The organism is Franzmannia qiaohouensis, from assembly GCF_031451695.1.
GTDB lineage: Bacteria > Pseudomonadota > Gammaproteobacteria > Pseudomonadales > Halomonadaceae > Franzmannia > Franzmannia qiaohouensis.
Window position 1 is genome coordinate 269,449 of the sequence record NZ_JARWAM010000003.1, and the last position, 17,297, is coordinate 286,745.

Below are 17,297 nucleotides of genomic sequence, written 5' to 3' on the forward strand. Positions count from 1 at the left end.
TACGCGCCTCCCGAATACAGGAAGGCGGCCCTGGGGCCGCCTTCCTGTCATGACGCTGGAATGTTTCTTCAGCAGATGGCTGACTCAGTCGAAATCGACGCCAATCCGCCGGCCGACCTCTTCGTAGGCCTCGATCACGCCGCCCAGCCCCTGGCGGAAGCGGTCCTTGTCGAGCTTCTCGCGGGTCTCGGCGTCCCACAGCCGGCAGCCGTCGGGGGAGAACTCATCGCCGAGCACGATCTGGCCGTGGAATAGCCCGAACTCCAACTTGTAGTCGACCAGCAGCAGGCCGCCGTCGGCGAACAGCGCCTTGAGCACATCGTTGACCTTGAAGGTCAGCGCCTTCATCTCGGCGAGCTGCTCGGGCGTCGCCCAGCCGAAGCTCTCGGCCAGCGACTCGTTGATCATCGGGTCGTGCTGGGCATCGTTCTTGAGGAACAGCTCGAAGGTCGGCGGGTTCAGCTCGATGCCCTCCTCGACCCCCAGGCGCCGCACCAGGCTGCCGGCGGCGATATTGCGCACCACGCACTCCACCGGGATCATCTCGAGCTTCTTGACCACGCACTCGGTGTCCGAGAACAGGCCGTCGAAGTGGGTGGGAATGCCCGCCGCCTCGAGCTTGTGCATGATGAAGGCGTTGAACTTGTTGTTGACCATGCCCTTGCGCGCCAGCGACTCCATGCGCTCACCGTCGAAGGCGCTGGTGTCGTCGCGGAAGTGCAGGATCATGCGCTCGGGATCGTCGGTGTGGTAGACCGACTTGGCCTTGCCGGCGTAGAGCTGTTGACGCTTTTCCATGGGAGCGGTCTCCGCAAAAAATCACTGTTGAGTCAAGCGGCCGATCAGGCGATGCGCTGCCAGGCCAGGCCGTGATCCTGGGCGGCCACCGAGAGCCGCGAATCGTCGCCGTCGAGCAGCGGCGTCAGGGTATCCAGCACGCGCTCGGGGCAGTTGTTATGTTCCGAAAGATGCGAGCAGACGATGCGCTGCAGCCGGTCGAGCCCCAGGCGCGGCAGCAGCGCCGCGGCCTGGACGTTGGCCAGGTGCCCCCAGTCGCCGCCCACGCGACGCTTGAGGCTCGCCGGATAGGGCCCCTCGGCGAGCATCTGCACGTCGTGGTTGCACTCCAGGACCAGCGCGTCGCAGCCGTGGAAGGCCTCGGCGACGTGGGCGGTGGGATGGCCGAGGTCGGTCAGCACGCCGAGGCTGCGGCCATGGGCATGGAAGCGAAACTGCACCGGCTCGCAGGCATCGTGGGGCACCGTCACCGGGTCGATCTCCAGGCCGTTGATGACGAAACGCTGCTGCGGCGTGACCCAGTGGTGGTGAGGTAGCGTGCCGAGTCGGCCGCTACGCATGGTACCGGGCGTCAGATAGACCGGCAGCCGATAGCGGCGCGCCAGCGCGCCGACCCCACGCACATGGTCACCGTGCTCGTGACTGACCAGTATCGCATCGAGCTGCGAGGGGTGCAGGTCGAAGCGCGCCAGGCGCTTCTCGGCTTCGCGCATGCCGAAACCGCAGTCGACCAGCACCCGGGTCTCGCCGTCACACACCAGGGTGGCGTTGCCCTTGCTGCCACTGCCCAGCGAGGCAAAGCGCAGTACCGCCGAGGCATGCTGGGCGCGCCCCTCCTCCACGTCCGACATCAGCGCAGCAGGGCGGCAACGCGGTCGAGCAGCTCACGGGTGTCCTCGGCGGTAAGCTCCTTGTCGCTCTCGTTGGTCACCCGTACCCGGGTCTCGCCGCCGGGCGCCTGGTCGAGGCGCAGGCGCAGCCACTGGGCGGTCTGGCGCACATCGGGACTGAACACGATGGAGAACACCCCGCGGTTGCGTTCGCTGGCGGTCATGTACTCGAGCAGGAAGTCGCGGTTGGCCTCATCGCTCTCGAGCAGCAGCTCGCGGTTCTCCTGGGTGAAGTTGCGCGACAGCTGATACTCCATCTCGGCCCAGGCGCGCTCCATGTCGGCGGCCAGCAGCAGCTGCCAGCTATCGTCGCTGCGTTCCAGGCGCACGGTCTCCTGCTGCTGCTGTGCACGCTGGGTCGCCAGCGCCGAGGCACTGGCGGTGCGGCTCTCGGCGGTCAGGAAGTCGTTGAGGGCGTCGAGACACTGGGTGTGCACGGCACCGCCCTGCTCGCAGCGCACCTCGGTGGCGCCGCTGCGCACCCCGGGCTGCAGGGTGAAGGTCGCCTCGCTGGTGGCCAGTACGCCGCGCTGGGGGCTGCTATCGGTCACGCTGAGCCCCTGGCGGCGGCTAAAGTCCTCGACCCGCGGCCACACGTCGCCGGCATCGGCGTTGACCAGCAGCCAGCGGTCGCCACCTGATTCGCGGCGCTCGACGAAGTCGCGCTGGCCGCCCCGTGCCACCGCATCGGGGCGCGGCGCACGGAAGCGGCCGTCGCTGGCGACGAACTCGCCGCGCGCCTCGGGCACCGGCATGATATCGCGGTAGCGGCTCTGGTCGCGGGTCTCGGGCAGCACCAGCGGCCGGCCCTGCTGCGCCTCGGCGTAGTCGATATTGCGGTCGTGAAAATAGCCATCGCGGGCGCAGCCGGCGGTCACCAGAGCGATCGATACGACGAGCGGCATCCATTTCAGCGCAGGGTTCATGCATCCACCTTGTTGAGAGTCCACGGGAGCTGTCAGCGGTACGTCATTCAGTCGTCGATGACGCCGGCCAGCTGCAGCGCTTCGCTGACCGTGGAGTGATATTTCTCGGACAGCCAGGTCATCGGCAGGCGAATGCCGGCCTCGGCATAGCCCATGCGGTTCAGCGCCCACTTGACCGGGATCGGGTTGGACTCGATGCCCAGATTGGTGTGCAGCGGCATCAGCCGGGTGTTGATCGAGTGCGCAGTCTCGGTATCGCCGGCCACCGCCGCAGCGCACAGCTCGTGCATCGCCTTGGGGGCGACGTTGGCGGTCACCGAGATATCGCCATGGCCGCCCATCAGCATGAAGTCGCAGGCGGTGGCGTCGTCGCCGGAGTAGAGCTTGAAGTCGCTGCCCTCGAGGCGGCCGATCAGGTCCTCGGCGCGCTCCAGGTTACCGGTGGCATCCTTGAGACCGATGATGTTGTCGATCTCGGCCAGGCGCAGCACGGTCTCGTTGTAGAGATCCGAGCAGGTGCGCCCCGGCACGTTGTAGAGAATCACCGGCAGGTTGGCGCCTTCGGCCACCGCCTTGAAGTGCTGGTACAAGCCTTCCTGGGTCGGCTTGTTATAGTAGGGACATACCGACAGGCAGTAGTCGGCGCCCACTTCCTTGGCGTAGCGCGCCAGCTCCACCGCTTCGGAGGTGGCATTGGCCCCGGTCCCGGCAATCACCGGAATCCGCCCCGCCACCTCTTCCACCACCGTGCGGATCACGTCGAAGTGCTCGGCGAAGGACATGGTGGTCGGCTCGCCGGTGGTGCCGGCGGCGACGATGGCGTCGGTACCGTTCTCCAGGTGGAAGTTGACCAGGCGGCGCAGCGCCGGCCAATCGATCTCGCCGGTCACCTTCATTGGCGTCGCCAGGGCAACCATACTGCCTGTGATCATGCTCTGTTCCTCTCGAAAACCGTGGCCTGCCAGCGCTTTTCCCGATCGTAAATCCTCGGGGACAGGCATTCAGGGGCTAGATGGTACTCAGGCGGCGAAAGTCTGTACAGAACCCGATGCGAGTCAGTGACGATTGCCGACGCGGCGCTTTACAGCGCGCGGCGGGTTGCGTGTAATCGTAGCGCGTTGTTTCACTCAGCCTAGAGGAGCTCCCATGAGCGTCAGCCCCGGCCAGCACGTGCCCGATTTCACCGCCGCCGCCACCGGCGACACCACCATCACCCTGTCCGAACTGCAGGGCCAGCAGGTGGTGATCTACTTCTACCCCAAGGCCAGCACCCCGGGCTGTACCACCGAGGGTGGCGACTTTCGCGACCACAAGGCGGCCTTCGACGCCGCCAACACCGTGATCATCGGCGTCTCGCGCGACGGTCTGCGCGCCCAGGAGAACTTCAAGGCCAAGCAGGGCTTCAATTTCGCGCTGATCTCCGACAAGGACGAGGCAGTGTGCCAGCTGTTCGACGTTATCAAGCTCAAGAAGATGTACGGCAAGGAGCATCTCGGCGTCGAGCGCAGCACCTTCCTGATCGATGCCGACGGCAAACTCGCCCAGGAGTGGCGCGGGGTCAAGGTCAAGGGCCACGTCGAGGAGGTGCTCACGGCGGCCCAGGCGCTGCACGCCGGCTGAGCCGGCCGGCCCCGCCGCGGCGGGGCCTACTCCTCGGAGAGCGACTCTACCGCCACGTGGTGCTCGCGGCTATCGAGGCCTCGCGGCCAGGCCACCACCAGCGCCTTGAGCAGCGTCGCCAGCGGAATCGCGAAGAAGATGCCCCAGAAGCCCCACACCCCGCCGAAGAACAGCACTGCGACGATGATCGACACCGGGTGCAGATTGACCGCCTCGGAAAACAGGATCGGCACCAGCACGTTGCCGTCCAGCGCCTGGATGATGCCGTAGGCGATCAGCACATAGACGAACTGGTCGCTCATCCCGAAATGGAAGCCGGCCACCGCCGCCACCGGCAGCGTAGCCACCGCCGCGCCGATGTAGGGCACCAGCACCGAGAGCCCCACCAGTACCGCCAGCAGCGCCGAATAGGGCAGCCCGAAGTAGGCGAAGGTCATGAAGGCCACGGTGCCGACGATGATGATCTCGATGAACTTGCCACGCACGTAGTTGGCGATCTGGTCGTCCATTTCGTTCCAGATGCGCGTCATCAGCGAACGCTTCTGCGGCAGCAACGACAGCGTGAAGCCGACCAGGCGATCCTTGTCCTTGAGCATGAAGAACACCAGGATCGGCACCAGCACCAGATAGATGATCAGCGACAGCACGTTGCCCAGCGAGGCCAGTGAAAGGGTCAGCGCACGCTGGCCGACCTGGGTCATCTCGCGCCCGGCCACGCCGATCCAGTTCTGGATCTGGTCGGGAGTGACCAGCTGCGGGTAGCGCTCCTGGAGGTTATCGAGCAGCTGCTGGCCGGCGGCGAACATGCGCGGCGTCTCCTGGACCAGCCCCACCAGCTGGTTCCAGATCAGCGGCAACAGAATGAAGGCGATCGCCAGCAGCAGGCCAATGAAGCCCAGAAACACCACCGATACCGCCAGCAGATGAGGCACACGGCGGCGGGTCAGGGCGTTGACCGCGCCCTGCAGCAGAAAGGCGATCACCAGTGCGGTCAAGAACGGCGCCAGCATGCGGCCCAGCCAGATCACCACGGCGAAGCCGAGCACCAGCACGATCAGCAGGATCACCGCCTCTTCGTCGGAGAAGTAGCGTTCGATCCAGCTCTTGAACAGCGCACGCATGGTCATGCCGAAGCGGCTCCCGGTCCCTTGCGAATCCAGTAGACGTAGACTTCGTCGCGGGTCTCGCGGGCCACCAGCTCATGATCGCTATGGCTGGCAAAGGTCTCGAAGTCCTGCCAGGAACCGGCATCGGTGGCCTGGACCTCTAGCAACTGGCCGGGCGCCAGGCGCGACAGCGCCTGCTTGGCCTTGAGCAGCGGCAAGGGACATGGCAGGCCACGGGCGTCGAGCTGATTATCTGGTTGCAGGGCCATGCGATCTCCCGAAAAATGACTGAAGCCACTGAGATTTAAAGGCACTTTGCCGAGTGAATCAATGTCCGATGAGCAGCACTGCGCTCGCCCCCTATGCCGAGGATGGTCATGTTGCACGCCTTGAAGCCCTGTCTTGCCGCCGCTGGCCTGGTACTGGCCAGCCTGCTGCCGAGCTCCGCCCATGCCGTCGATGACTACGGCCTGCCTCAGCTTGGCAGCGGTGGAGCCGGCGCTGCTGGTGCCGAAGAGTACCGCCTGGGGCGCGCCTGGCTGCGCCAGTTTCGGGCCCGCGCGCCGGCCTGGCAGGACCCCATCACCCAGGATTACGTCGAGTCGGTGATCTCGCGCCTGCTGCCGCACAGCGACCTCACCGACAACCGTACCACAGTGACCCTGGTCGACAGCCGCCTGCTCAACGCCTTCGCCGTGCCCGGCGGGGTAATCGGGGTCAACTCGGGGCTGTTCGCCTTCGCCGAAGAGGAAGATGCCTTCGCCTCGGTGATCGCCCACGAGCTCGGCCACCTCTCCCAGCGCCACTATGCACGCCAGGTGTCCCGCGCCGAGCAGACCCAGGTGCCGGCCATGGCGGCGATGCTGGCCGGCATGCTGATCGCAGCCGGTGGCGGCGGCGATGCCGGCATCGGCGTGGCCATGGGCTCCCAGGCCGCCTTCATCCAGGACCAGCTGGCCTATTCGCGGCGCTTCGAGCAGGAGGCCGACCGCATCGGCCTGCAGGCCATGGCGCGGGCCGGCTACGACCCGCAGGCGATGGTGCGCATGTTCCGCTCGATGCAGCGCATGGCCTCGCTGCAGGGCGGCAACCCGCCGGAGTTTCTGCTTACCCACCCGGTCACCGAGTCGCGGATTACCGATACCGAGGCTCGCGCCAGCCAGCTTAGCGCTCGTGAGCGTCGCGAGGCTGGCCCACGCTACGACCTGGTGCGCGCCAGGGCGCTGGTCTCGGTCAACCGCGACAATCTCGACCAGGCGTCGGCACGTCTCGCCCAGGGCAACCCCGAGCCGCAGGTCAGCCGCTACCTGGAGGCGCTGATTGCCGCCGAGCGCGGCAACCACACCAGCGCCCTGGAAACCCTCGACGCCCTCGCCAATCAACTGCCGGACCTGCCAATGCTGCCGGTCACCGCCGCCGAGGTAGCCTACGACGCCGGCGACTACGCTGCTGCCATCGAGCGCAGCCGCCGGGTGCTGCGGCTGATGCCCGACTACGCGCCGGCCAGCCGCGTGCTTGGCGAAGCGCTGCTGCAGCATGATCCGGAGGAAGCCTATCGCGTGCTGCGTGATCTCAGCGATCGCCGCCAGGAGGATCCGCAGGTATTTGCGCTACTGGCCGAGGCGGCCGGGCGCAGCGGACGCGACGGCTGGGGCCACCTGGCGCGCGCCGAGCACCTGCAGCTCACCGGGCGCATGGACAGTGCCATTCGCCAGCTGCAGGTGGCCCGCGACAGCGCTCGCCAGGCCGGGGACAGCAGCCTGGAGAGCCGCATCGAACAGCGCCGCGAGGCGTTTATGGGGTATCGCGAGGCGCTGGAGAGGTTTTAGGGCTGGAAATTCAGCATCCGCTCCAGCGGCTTGAGGGCCGCTAAGCGCAGCGCGTCGTCGACGAATATCTCGCCGCTGCCGTGGCGCAGGGCGCCGGCCAGGTTGTCCAGCGCGTTCATCGCCATCCACGGGCAGTGTGCACAGCTCTTGCAGGTCGCGCCGTTGCCGGCGGTGGGCGCCTCGAACAGCGTCTTGCCGGGTACCGCCTGCTGCATCTTGAAGAAGATGCCGCGGTCGGTGGCGACGATCAGCTTGTCCTGGGGCAGCTCCTTGGCCGCCTTGATCAGCTGCGAGGTGGAGCCGGCCACGTCGGCCAGGCCAACCACCGGCGCCGGCGACTCGGGGTGCACCAGCACCGCGGCGTCGGGATACAGCGCCTTGAGATCCTGGATGCCCTTGGCCTTGAACTCCTCGTGGACGATGCAGGCGCCGTCCCACAGCAGCATGTCGGCGCCGGTCTGCTTCTGGATATAGCCGCCCAGGTGCTTGTCCGGTGCCCACAGGATCTTCTCGCCGCGGGCCTGGAGGTGCTCGATCACGTCCACCGCGATGGACGAGGTCACCACCCAGTCGGCGCGCGCCTTGACCGCCGCCGAGGTATTGGCATAGACCACCACGGTGCGCTCCGGATGCTGGTCGCAGAAGGCCGCGAACTCATCGGCCGGGCAGCCGATATCCAGCGAGCAGGTCGCCTCCAGGGTCGGCATCAGTACGCGTTTTTCCGGCGACAGGATCTTGGCGGTCTCGCCCATGAAGCGCACCCCGGCCACTACCAGGGTCTCGGCCTCGTGGCGGGCGCCGAAGCGGGCCATCTCCAGGGAGTCGGCCACGCAGCCGCCGGTCTCTTCGGCGAGCTGCTGGATGGCATCATCGGTGTAATAGTGGGCGACCAGCACGGCGTTGTGCGCCGTCAGCAGTCGCTTGATTTCATCGACGCGCGCTTCATCCTCGGCGGGAATCCGCGTCGGGCAGTAGGCGCGGGCCAGGTGCTCTTGCACCTCGGCGCGGGAAGTCATGATCGTCATCGTGTCTACCACTGTGACTGGCAGGGGCTCCCCCTGCATGTACCAGGTGTACCGTGACGGGCTCTCTGCCCGGCGGCACACGCCAGAAGACAGTATTCCTCGGCGTCTCCCGCCGCGTCTGTCTTGCCCTATTCTAGACCACAACGCCGCCGGATTGCTCCCCCAAGGTGCACGAAAGTGTCCACAAACGAAAACGCCCCGACGCTTGGAGCGCCGGGGCGTTTCGAACACATTCTGGTGGGTCGTGTAGGATTCGAACCTACGACCAATTGGTTAAAAGCCAACTGCTCTACCAACTGAGCTAACGACCCGCAACCGTAAACAACGGGTGCTTACGCAGCGGCGGATATGGTGGGTCGTGTAGGATTCGAACCTACGACCAATTGGTTAAAAGCCAACTGCTCTACCAACTGAGCTAACGACCCGCCGCCATCTGACGACAGGGGCTACGTCATGTTTCCCCTCCCGACAGGGCGCACATATTACCCACAGCACCCCTTGATGACAAGCTTTTTCGTGCCAACCACCGAGCAATCCGTTCCCATCTCAGGACTTGCGGGTGCCCTTGGGCTTGCGCATCGCCTGCACCGGACGCCGCTTGTTCTTGTCGCGGCTCCAGCGGTTCTTCTCGTCCGGCGTCAGCTCCGGCACCTTGCGGCTGGCAAGCCCCGCCAGGGTCGCGAGATCGTCGACCTCGTCCTGGGTCAGCTCGGTCCACTCGCCGGCGCGGGCCCGCTTGTCGAGGAAGATATTGCCATAGCGCACCCGCTTGAGGCGGCTGACGGTGAGCCCCTGGGATTCCCACAGCCGGCGCACCTCGCGGTTGCGGCCCTCCAGGATCACCACGTGGAACCAGGTGTTGATGCCCTCGCCGCCAAACTCCTGGACGTCGCTGAAGCGCGCCGGGCCGTCGTCGAGCATCACCCCTTCGACCATCGCCACCACCTGCTCGCGGCGCACCTCACCCATCACCCGGACCGCATATTCGCGCTCCACTTCGGTGGAGGGGTGCATCAGCTTGTTGGCCAACTCACCGTCGGTGGTGAACAGCAATAGGCCGCTGGTGTTGATATCCAAACGACCGATGGCGATCCAGCGCTCGCCCTTGAGACGCGGCAGGCGCTCGAACACGGTGCGCCGCCCTTCCGGATCCTTGCGCGTGCACAGCTCACCCTCGGGCTTGTTGTACATGATCACCCGTCGCGGCGTCTCGTCGGCGCCGCGCAGGGTCACCGGGCGGTCGTCGAAGGTCACCTTGTCGCGCATCTCGATGCGATCGCCGAGGGTCGCCAACTTGCCGTTGACCTTGACGCGCCCGGCGCTGATGGCGGTTTCCATCTCGCGGCGCGAGCCCAGGCCGGCGCGCGCCAGGACCTTCTGCAATTTTTCAGTGGTAGTCGTCATGAGTCTTCTGACATCTCGTCTGTAGAGGATTCCACGCCCCCGCGTCCGTCATCGGCGACGCTCTCGGGGGCGCGTTCGGCAAGGCGGGCTTCGAGATCGGCGAAGCTCAGCCTGGGCCGCGTGGACGCCGTCCCGGCGTGTGATTCTGCGTCGACCGTCCCGGTCGTCGCCTGCTGCGGTGGTGCATCCTGCTCGGCCGCTGCGTGCTGCTCCGCGGCGCCAGGGTTATTCTGCTCGAAGCTGGCATGCAGCGCGTCGAAATCCTTGAGCTCGTGCATCGGCGGCAGCGCATCCAGCGTCTTGAGGCCAAAGTCGTCGAGGAACTGGCGCGTGGTGGCATACACCGATGGCCGCCCCGGCACATCGCGCTGGCCGACCACGCGGATCCAGCCACGCTCGGCCAGGGTGCGCATGATCGAGCTGCTTACCGCCACCCCGCGCACCTCCTCGATATCGCCACGGGTCACCGGTTGGCGATAGGCGATCAGCGCCAGGGTCTCGAGCAGCGCCCGCGAATAGCGCTGCGGGCGCTCATCCCACAGCCGCGACACCCACGGCGAGAGCCGCGAGCGAATCCGCAGCTGAAACCCCGAGGCGGTCTCGATCAGCTCCAGGGCGCCCTGGTCGAGGCGCTCACCGAGTCGCGCCAGCGCCGCGCGCAGCTCGCTACGCGGCGGCCGCTCATGGTCGTCGAACAGCGCCTCGAGCCGCTCCGGCGAGAGCGGCTCGCCGGCGGCCAGCAGCGCCGCCTCGAGAATCTCGTCCAGGGGGCTCACCGGGTCGCTGATGCGCTTGTTCATGATGGCGGTAGCGCTTCCTCGTGGTCGAACGGGCTCTCGCCCGCCTCGTGTTCTGCGTCGTCGTGGACCTCGCCAGCGTCGCCGGCCAGGCGCGCACGCACGTGGATCGGCGACAGCGGCGCATTCTGCACGATCTCGATCAGCGCCTCCTTGGCGAGCTCGAGGATCGCCATGAAGGTCACGATCACCCCTGCACGCCCCTCCTCGAGGGTGAACAGCGCCTCGAAGGGGGTGTAGTGCTGATGCTCGAGCCGCGCCATGATCGCCAGCATGCGCTCGCGGGTCGAGAGCACCTCGCGGCTGATCTGGTGCGACTGGGTCAGCTCGGCGCGGCGCAGGATACCCGACAGCGCCGCCAATAGCTCGTCGAGTTCGACCTCGGGATGAATGACCCGCGACTCCAGCGGCGGCAATCCGGCCTGGGCGGGAAACCAGTCACGCCCTAGACGCGGCAGTTCGCCCAGGGTCTCGGCAGCATGCTTGAGCCGTTCGTACTCCTGCAGGCGGCGGATCAGCTCGGCCCGCGGATCGCCCTCGTCGTCTTCATCATCGCCCTTGGGCGGTCGCGGCAGCAGGGTACGCGACTTGATCTCGGCCAGCATCGCCGCCATCAGCAGGTACTCGCCGGCCAGCTCGATCTCCATCGCCTTCATCAGCTCCACGTACTCGATGTACTGGTGGGTGATGGCGGCCACGTCGATGGTCAGGATATCCAAGTTCTGGCGTCGGATCAGATAGAGCAGCAGATCCAGCGGCCCCTCGAAGGTCTCGAGGAACACCCGCAGCGCCTCCGGCGGAATATACAGATCCTCCGGCGGCGCGTAGACCGGCTCGTCGAGGACCCGCGCGAACAGTTCGCCCTGCTGCGGCGTGGGGGGGTCCTCGATGGCGGTGGTGGGCGTCTCGCTCACGCGTGGCCTGGCCTCCTGGGGCGTCTATCGGCATAGAGTGTCGATCAAACGTGCAGTCTAGCAAGAGACGTACGCCGCTCACAGCGTCGCGCTGTCGGCGCGGCGATAGCGCCCGCGGTAGTCGAACAGCTTCTCGCGCACCTGCCAGTGGCGGCCGACCTTGCGACCCACCACGAAGTCCGGGGCGCGCAGGCGGCGCTGCTCGTCGATCACCTCTTGCGGGCTGGTGGGACGCCAGGCGCCCCCCGGCGCACGCAGATGATCGCGCAGGAACACAGCATGGAAGGCGCCGCGCTGGGCCGGGGTCTCGAGGGCGAACCACTCGACCAGGGTGGCGCCGTCCTCATCGTGGTAGGTGACCTTGAGGCGCGGCATGCCGCGGCCGTTGACGGTGGCCTCGAGCTGCATGCCGGCCACCCGCAGCACCCGAGCATCCTTGAGCCTGAGCGCCGCCTTGAGCTTGTCGTCGGCGTCGACCAGCAGCGTCTGGCAGCCGTGGCAGCGCCGCGCGGCGATGTCGTTCTCGGCGCCGCACTCGCCGCACACCTTGAAGCGAAAGCGGAACGTACATTGCGTCATCGCCGGCGTTGATGTTGCGCTTTTAGCGCGGCTTCGGGCGCTATTGATAGCGTGGCTTCGGGCGCTATCGACAACCAGCCCCTGGCAGCGGCGGCCGTAGTGCTCGATCACCAGCTCGCCGTCGCGCTTGCCCCAGAACAGGTTGGCGTGGCCGCACTCGGGGCACTCGACCTGCACCGGCTCGGCGTCGGAGGCGGGCTTGGGTGCGCCTACCTCCGGGGCGTAGAGATCCCAGGGGTTGCCGGCGTAGTCGAGAATCAGGCAGTCCTGCTTGCCCGGCGCCAGGCGCAGGCCGCGGCCGACGATCTGCTGGTAGAGGCCCACCGACTCGGTGGGCCGCAGGATGGCGATCAGATCGACGTGGGGCGCGTCGAAGCCGGTGGTCAGTACCGCCACGTTGACCAGGTACTTGATCTCGCGGCCCTTGAAGGCGGCAATGATCGCCTCGCGCTCGCGCCCCGGGGTGGCGCCGGTGATCAGTGCCGCCTCGTCGGCGGGCAGGTAGCCGAGGATCTCCTCGGCGTGGGCCACCGTCGCGGCGAAGATCATTACCCCCTGGCGCTCGGCGGCCTGCTCGACGACGTTGGCGATGATCCCCGGGGTGGCGCGGTGACCGGCCACGACCCGGTTGAGCTCCTCCTCGCGGTAGAGACCGCTGGCCGCCGGCGCCAGCGCCGAGAAGTCGTAGCCGGCCACCGCCGCGTCGATGCGCCTCGGCGGCGCCAGGTAGCCCTGCTTGACCATCAGCCGCAGCGGCTGCTCGAACACGCAGTCGCGAAAGAAGCACGTCTCGTCGCCACGCACCATGCCGTGATGGTGGCGGTGATAGATGAAGCCCTGCCCCAGACGGTAGGGCGTGGCAGTGAGGCCCAGTACCTTGAGCCGCGGATTGCGCCGCTGCAGATGATCGATCACCCGGCGGTAGCTCGAGTCGTCGTCCAGCGAGACCCGGTGGCACTCGTCGATCACCAGCAGCGTAAAGGCACCCTGCCCCGCCTTCTCTGCGTCGAAGGCGTCGAGGTTCCGGACCACCGACTGCACCGAGCCGAACACCACCTGGCGACCGCTCTCCTTGCGCCCCAGGCCAGCGCTGAAGATGTCCGCTTGCAATCCGTAGGCGAGGTACTTGGCGTGGTTCTGCTCGACCAGCTCGCGGACGTGGGCCAGCACCAGCACCCGGCCCCGGGCCAGGCGCGCCAGCTCGGCGATCACCAGCGACTTGCCGCTGCCGGTGGGCAGCACCACCACCGCCGGGTCATCGCCGGCACGGAAATGTTCGACCACCCGGCCTACCGCCTGCTGCTGGTAGGGGCGCAGCGCCGGCGGCGAAGACGGCGAAGGCGGCCCGTAGGCCGCCTTGTCGGGGTCGTGCTGTGCCACGCGGAGGCTCAGCCGAGCCACACCCGGGCGTTGCGGAACAGCCGCAGCCAGGCGCCGTCCTGGGTCCACTCTGCCGGGCGCCAGGAGTTGGTCACCGCCCGCGCCACCCGCTCAGGGTGCGGCATCATGATGGTGACCCGGCCGTCCGGGGTGGTCAGGCCGGTGATGCCCGACGGTGAGCCGTTGGGGTTGGCCGGATAGCGGCTGGTGACCTGGCCGTAGTGGTCGACGAAGCGCAGCGCGATCTGGCTGCTGCCCTGCATGGCGCGCAGGTGGCCGCTGTCGCGGAACTCTGCGCGCCCCTCACCGTGGGCCACGGCGATCGGCAGCCGTGAGCCCTGCATCCCGGCCAACAGGATCGACGGGCTCTGTTCGACCTGTACCATCGATACCCGCGCCTCGAACTGCTCCGACTCGTTGCGCACGAAGCGCGGCCAGTTGTCGGCGCCGGGGATCAGCGCCTTGAGCTGGGAGAGCATCTGGCAGCCGTTGCAGACGCCGAGGGCGAAGCTGTCGTCGCGCGCGAAGAAGGCAGCGAACTGCTCGCGGGCGCGTTCATTGAACAGCACCGACTTGGCCCAGCCGCCGCCGGCGCCGAGCACGTCGCCGTAGGAGAAGCCGCCGCAGGCCACCAGGCCCTTGAAGTCGTCCAGCGCCACGCGTCCGGCGAGGATATCGCTCATATGCACGTCGACCGCCTCGAAGCCGGCACGGTCGAAGGCCCAGGCCATCTCCACCTGGCCGTTGACGCCCTGCTCGCGCAGCACCGCCATGGCCGGCCGCGCGGTGTTGACGAAGGGCGCGGCGATATCCTCGTCGACGTCGAAGCTGGGCTGCGCCGAGAGGCCCGGGTCGCGGTCGTCGAGCAGGCCGTCGAACTCGCTCTTGGCGCAGTCGGGGTTGTCGCGCAGCGCCTGCAGGCGATAGCTGGTCTCTGCCCAGGTGCGCTGGGTCAGCAGGCGGGTGGTCTCGAGCAGCGGCTCCTCGAACAGCGTCACCCGCACCTGGTCGTCGTAGCGCGGCCGGGCGATCACTCCGCAGGTCTCGATACCCGCGGCGGCGAACTGCGCCAGCACCTCCTCGGTGTACTGGCGGTTGACCTGGATCACCGCGCCGAGCTCCTCGGCGAACAGCGCGTTGAAGGCGTCCACCGGCTCGTCGATCAGCCAGTCGAGCTTGATCTCGAGGCCGGCATGGGCGGCGAAGGCCATCTCCAGCAGCGTCACCAGCAGGCCGCCGTCGCTGCGGTCGTGGTAGGCGAGCAGCTTGCCGTCGCGGTTGAGGCCCTGGATGACCTCGAAGAACGCCTTGAGGTCCTCCGGGTCGTCGACGTCGGGGCACTCGTCGCCGACCTGGCCGTAGACCTGGGCCAGCGCCGAGCCGCCGAGGCGGTTCTGGCCGCCGCCCAGGTCGATCAGAATCAGGTCGGACTCGTCCTGGTCGAGGTTGATCTGCGGCGTGAGCGTCTTCAGCGCATCGTTGACCGGCGCGAAGCCGGTAATCGCCAGCGACAGCGGCGCGGTGACGCTCTTCTCCTCGAGCTCGCCCTTGGCATTCTCCTCCTGCCAGGCGGTGCGCATCGACATCGAGTCCTTGCCCACCGGGATGGCGATACCCAGCGCCGGGCAGAGTTCCATGCCCACCGCGTGGACGGCGTCGTACAGGGCCTGGTTCTCGCCGGGATGGTCGGCGGCGCTCATCCAGTTGGCGGAGAGCTTGATATCGCCGAGCTTGGCGATCGGCGCGGCGGCCAGGTTGGTGATCGCCTCGGCCACCGCCAGCCGCGCGCTGGCGGCGGGGTCGATCAGCGCCACCGGCGGCCGCTCGCCCATCGCCATGGCTTCGCCGGCATGGGTATCGAAGCTCGCCGTGGTCACCGCCACGTCGGCCACCGGCACCTGCCAGGGGCCGACCATCTGGTCGCGGGCCACCTGGCCGGTGATCGAGCGGTCGCCGATGGTGATCAAAAAGCTCTTGGAGGCCACTGCCGGCAGCCGCAGCACCCGGTCCAGCGCCTCGCGCAGGTCGAGGTTGTCGAGCATCACCCCGGACAGCACCCGCGACTGGCGCTGGAACTCGCGGGTCATCTTGGGCGGTTTGCCGAACAGCACGCTCATCGGCAGGTCGACCGGCGTGGTCTCGAAGTGGCCATCCGCCACCGTCAGGTGATGCGCCTCGCTGGCCTCGCCGACCACCGCATAGGGGCAGCGTTCGCGGGCGCACAGCGCCTCGAAGGTCTCGAGGTCGTCGGGTGCCACTGCCAGCACGTAGCGCTCCTGGGCCTCGTTGCACCAGATCTCCAGCGGGCTCATGCCGGGCTCGGCGTTGGGGATCGCGCGCAGTTCGAAGCGGCCGCCGCGCTCACCATCCTTGACCAGCTCGGGCAGGGCGTTGGACAGCCCGCCGGCGCCCACGTCGTGAATGAAGCGGATCGGATTGGCATCGCCCAGCGCCCAGCAGCGGTCGATCACCTCCTGGACGCGGCGCTCGATCTCGGGGTTGTCGCGCTGCACCGAGGCGAAGTCGAGGTCGGCGCTGGAGCTGCCCGAGGCCATCGACGAGGCCGCCCCGCCGCCCAGGCCGATCAGCATCGCCGGGCCGCCCATCACGATCAGCTTGCCGCCGACGGGGATCTCGCCCTTCTGCACGTGGCCATCGCGGATATTACCGTAGCCGCCGGCGAGCATGATCGGCTTGTGGTAGCCGCGCCGCTCGACGCCGTCGTTACCCAGCGCATCCTGCTCATAGGTGCGGAAGTAGCCGGCCAGGTTGGGGCGGCCGAACTCGTTATTGAAGGCGGCGCCGCCGATCGGCCCCTCGAGCATGATCTCGAGGGCCGACTGAATGCGCTCCGGCTTGCCGTAGTCGAAGGCTTCCCAGGGCTGCACGAACTCGGGGATGCGCAGGTTGGAGACGCTGAAGCCGGTCAGGCCCGCCTTGGGCTTGCCGCCGATGCCGGTGGCACCCTCGTCGCGGATCTCGCCGCCGGCGCCGGTGGCTGCGCCCGGATGCGGGGCGATGGCCGTGGGGTGGTTGTGGGTCTCCACCTTCATGAGGATCTGGATCGGCTCCTCGACGGCGGCATAGCGGGCGCGCTCGCCGGCCTCACCGGTCAGCGGCGCGGCGAAGAAGCGCGGCGCCGTGGTGCCCCGGATTACCGCGGCATTATCGCTGTAGGCGGAGAGGATGTCGTCCGGCGAACAGGCGTGGGTGTTCTTGATCATCTTGAACAGCGAATGCGGCTGCGCCTCGCCGTCGACCACCCAGTCGGCGTTGAAGATCTTGTGCCGGCAGTGTTCGGAGTTGGCCTGGGCGAACATCATCAGCTCGACGTCGGCCGGGTTGCGGCCCAGGCCCTGGAAGGCCTCGAGCAGATAGTCGATCTCGTCCTCGGCCAGCGCCAGGCCGAGCTGGCGGTTGGCCTCGGCCAGCGCCTCGCGGCCGCCCTCGAGGATGTCGACCTGGCCCAGCGGCGCCGGCTCGTGGTGGGCAAACAGTCGTGCTGCATCGCTTGAGTTGGCCAGCACCGTCTCGGTCATGCGGTCGTGGAGGGTGGCGACGATGGCCTCGAAGGCGTCCTCCGAGAGGGTACCGCTCAAGCGCACCCGATAGGCGACGCCGCGCTCGACGCGGCGCACCCTGGCCAGACCGCAGTTACGGGCGATATCGGTGGCCTTGGACGACCACGGCGACTGGGTACCGATACGCGGCACCACCAGAAACAGGTGGCCCTCCTGTGGCGCGCCGGCCTCGCTGCCGTAATCGAGGAGGCGTTCGAGCAGCTGACGCTGGTCGTCGTCGAACTCACCGTCGTGGTCGACGAAGTGAACGTACTCGGCGTGCAGCGCGTCGACGTCGGGAACCCGGGCGCGCAGGGTGGCCAGCAGCTTGGCATGTCGGAAAGCAGATAGGGCGGGCGCACCTCGCAGTTCAAGCATGGTCGATCGAGCCTCTGGTGAAAGCGAAATGAGGGCCGCGGCCGGCGGCAATGAGCGCACATGATACTGGAAAGCACCCGGGGCGCGAAAT

The 17,297-nt window shown here is 67.6% G+C and carries 14 protein-coding genes and 2 tRNA genes; 2 read left to right on the forward strand and 14 right to left on the reverse strand.

What is annotated here, in order from left to right; genetic code table 11:
* Window positions 1–84: 84 nt before the first annotated feature.
* Genes purC through dapA form a run of 4 tightly spaced genes read right to left on the reverse strand, consistent with a single transcriptional unit; the run spans window position 85 to window position 3,546 of the window.
* A complete protein-coding gene (purC, locus tag QC821_RS05445; RefSeq protein WP_309718049.1) occupies window positions 85–798 on the reverse strand; it encodes a phosphoribosylaminoimidazolesuccinocarboxamide synthase in 714 nt (237 codons plus the stop codon).
* Between the two features lie 44 nt (window positions 799–842).
* Window positions 843–1,649, reverse strand: a complete 807-nt coding sequence (locus QC821_RS05450; protein WP_309718051.1) for an MBL fold metallo-hydrolase — start codon at window positions 1,647–1,649, stop codon at window positions 843–845.
* Window positions 1,649–2,614 (reverse strand): lipoprotein, NlpB, encoded by a 966-nt coding sequence (locus QC821_RS05455; protein WP_309718053.1) that lies wholly within the window; start codon window positions 2,612–2,614, stop codon window positions 1,649–1,651. The genes QC821_RS05450 and QC821_RS05455 overlap by 1 nt, the downstream gene beginning before the upstream one ends.
* A gap of 47 nt (window positions 2,615–2,661) precedes the next feature.
* Window positions 2,662–3,546, reverse strand: a complete 885-nt coding sequence (gene dapA / locus QC821_RS05460; RefSeq protein WP_309718055.1) for a 4-hydroxy-tetrahydrodipicolinate synthase — start codon at window positions 3,544–3,546, stop codon at window positions 2,662–2,664.
* A gap of 214 nt (window positions 3,547–3,760) precedes the next feature.
* On the opposite strand from dapA, the gene QC821_RS05465 reads away from it, so the two are divergent.
* Complete coding sequence (locus QC821_RS05465) at window positions 3,761–4,234, forward strand: peroxiredoxin (protein WP_309718058.1); 474 nt, start codon at window positions 3,761–3,763, stop codon at window positions 4,232–4,234.
* Between the two features lie 26 nt (window positions 4,235–4,260).
* On the opposite strand, the gene QC821_RS05470 is transcribed toward QC821_RS05465, so the two are convergent.
* Both QC821_RS05470 and QC821_RS05475 read right to left on the reverse strand, forming a co-directional pair.
* Window positions 4,261–5,361 carry an AI-2E family transporter gene (locus tag QC821_RS05470; protein ID WP_309718060.1) on the reverse strand — a complete coding sequence of 367 codons (1,101 nt, stop codon included), beginning with the start codon at window positions 5,359–5,361 and terminating at the stop codon, window positions 4,261–4,263.
* Window positions 5,358–5,609, reverse strand: coding sequence for a sulfurtransferase TusA family protein (locus QC821_RS05475; RefSeq protein ID WP_309718062.1), 252 nt, complete (start codon window positions 5,607–5,609; stop codon window positions 5,358–5,360). Before QC821_RS05475 ends, QC821_RS05470 begins: the two co-directional genes overlap by 4 nt.
* Window positions 5,610–5,717: 108 nt before the next feature.
* On the opposite strand from QC821_RS05475, the gene QC821_RS05480 reads away from it, so the two are divergent.
* Window positions 5,718–7,169: a M48 family metalloprotease gene (locus QC821_RS05480; protein ID WP_309718065.1), complete on the forward strand. Its 1,452-nt coding sequence runs from the start codon at window positions 5,718–5,720 to the stop codon at window positions 7,167–7,169.
* Here QC821_RS05480 and nadA read toward each other — a convergent pair.
* From nadA to purL, 8 genes are all read right to left on the reverse strand, one after another.
* Window positions 7,166–8,194, reverse strand: a complete 1,029-nt coding sequence (nadA, locus tag QC821_RS05485; RefSeq protein ID WP_309718068.1) for a quinolinate synthase NadA — start codon at window positions 8,192–8,194, stop codon at window positions 7,166–7,168. The two genes, QC821_RS05480 and nadA, sit on opposite strands and share 4 nt — an antisense overlap.
* 235 nt (window positions 8,195–8,429) lie before the next feature.
* Window positions 8,430–8,505 (reverse strand) — tRNA-Lys (locus QC821_RS05490).
* Window positions 8,506–8,543: 38 nt separating this feature from the next.
* Window positions 8,544–8,619 (reverse strand) — tRNA-Lys (locus QC821_RS05495).
* 121 nt (window positions 8,620–8,740) lie between these two features.
* On the reverse strand, window positions 8,741–9,598 hold the full coding sequence (rluB, locus tag QC821_RS05500) for a 23S rRNA pseudouridine(2605) synthase RluB (protein WP_309718071.1): 858 nt from the start codon (window positions 9,596–9,598) through the stop codon (window positions 8,741–8,743).
* A complete protein-coding gene (gene scpB, locus QC821_RS05505) occupies window positions 9,595–10,398 on the reverse strand; it encodes an SMC-Scp complex subunit ScpB (protein ID WP_309718073.1) in 804 nt (267 codons plus the stop codon). The genes rluB and scpB overlap by 4 nt, the downstream gene beginning before the upstream one ends.
* Entirely contained in the window at window positions 10,395–11,309 is a 915-nt protein-coding gene (locus tag QC821_RS05510) for a segregation and condensation protein A (protein ID WP_309718075.1), read from the reverse strand. Before QC821_RS05510 ends, scpB begins: the two co-directional genes overlap by 4 nt.
* Window positions 11,310–11,387: 78 nt before the next feature.
* Window positions 11,388–13,268: a DNA repair helicase RadD gene (gene radD / locus QC821_RS05515; RefSeq protein WP_422719912.1), complete on the reverse strand. Its 1,881-nt coding sequence runs from the start codon at window positions 13,266–13,268 to the stop codon at window positions 11,388–11,390.
* Between the two features lie 8 nt (window positions 13,269–13,276).
* Window positions 13,277–17,206, reverse strand: coding sequence for a phosphoribosylformylglycinamidine synthase (purL, locus tag QC821_RS05520; RefSeq protein WP_309718077.1), 3,930 nt, complete (start codon window positions 17,204–17,206; stop codon window positions 13,277–13,279).
* Between the last annotated feature and the right edge of the window lie 91 nt (window positions 17,207–17,297).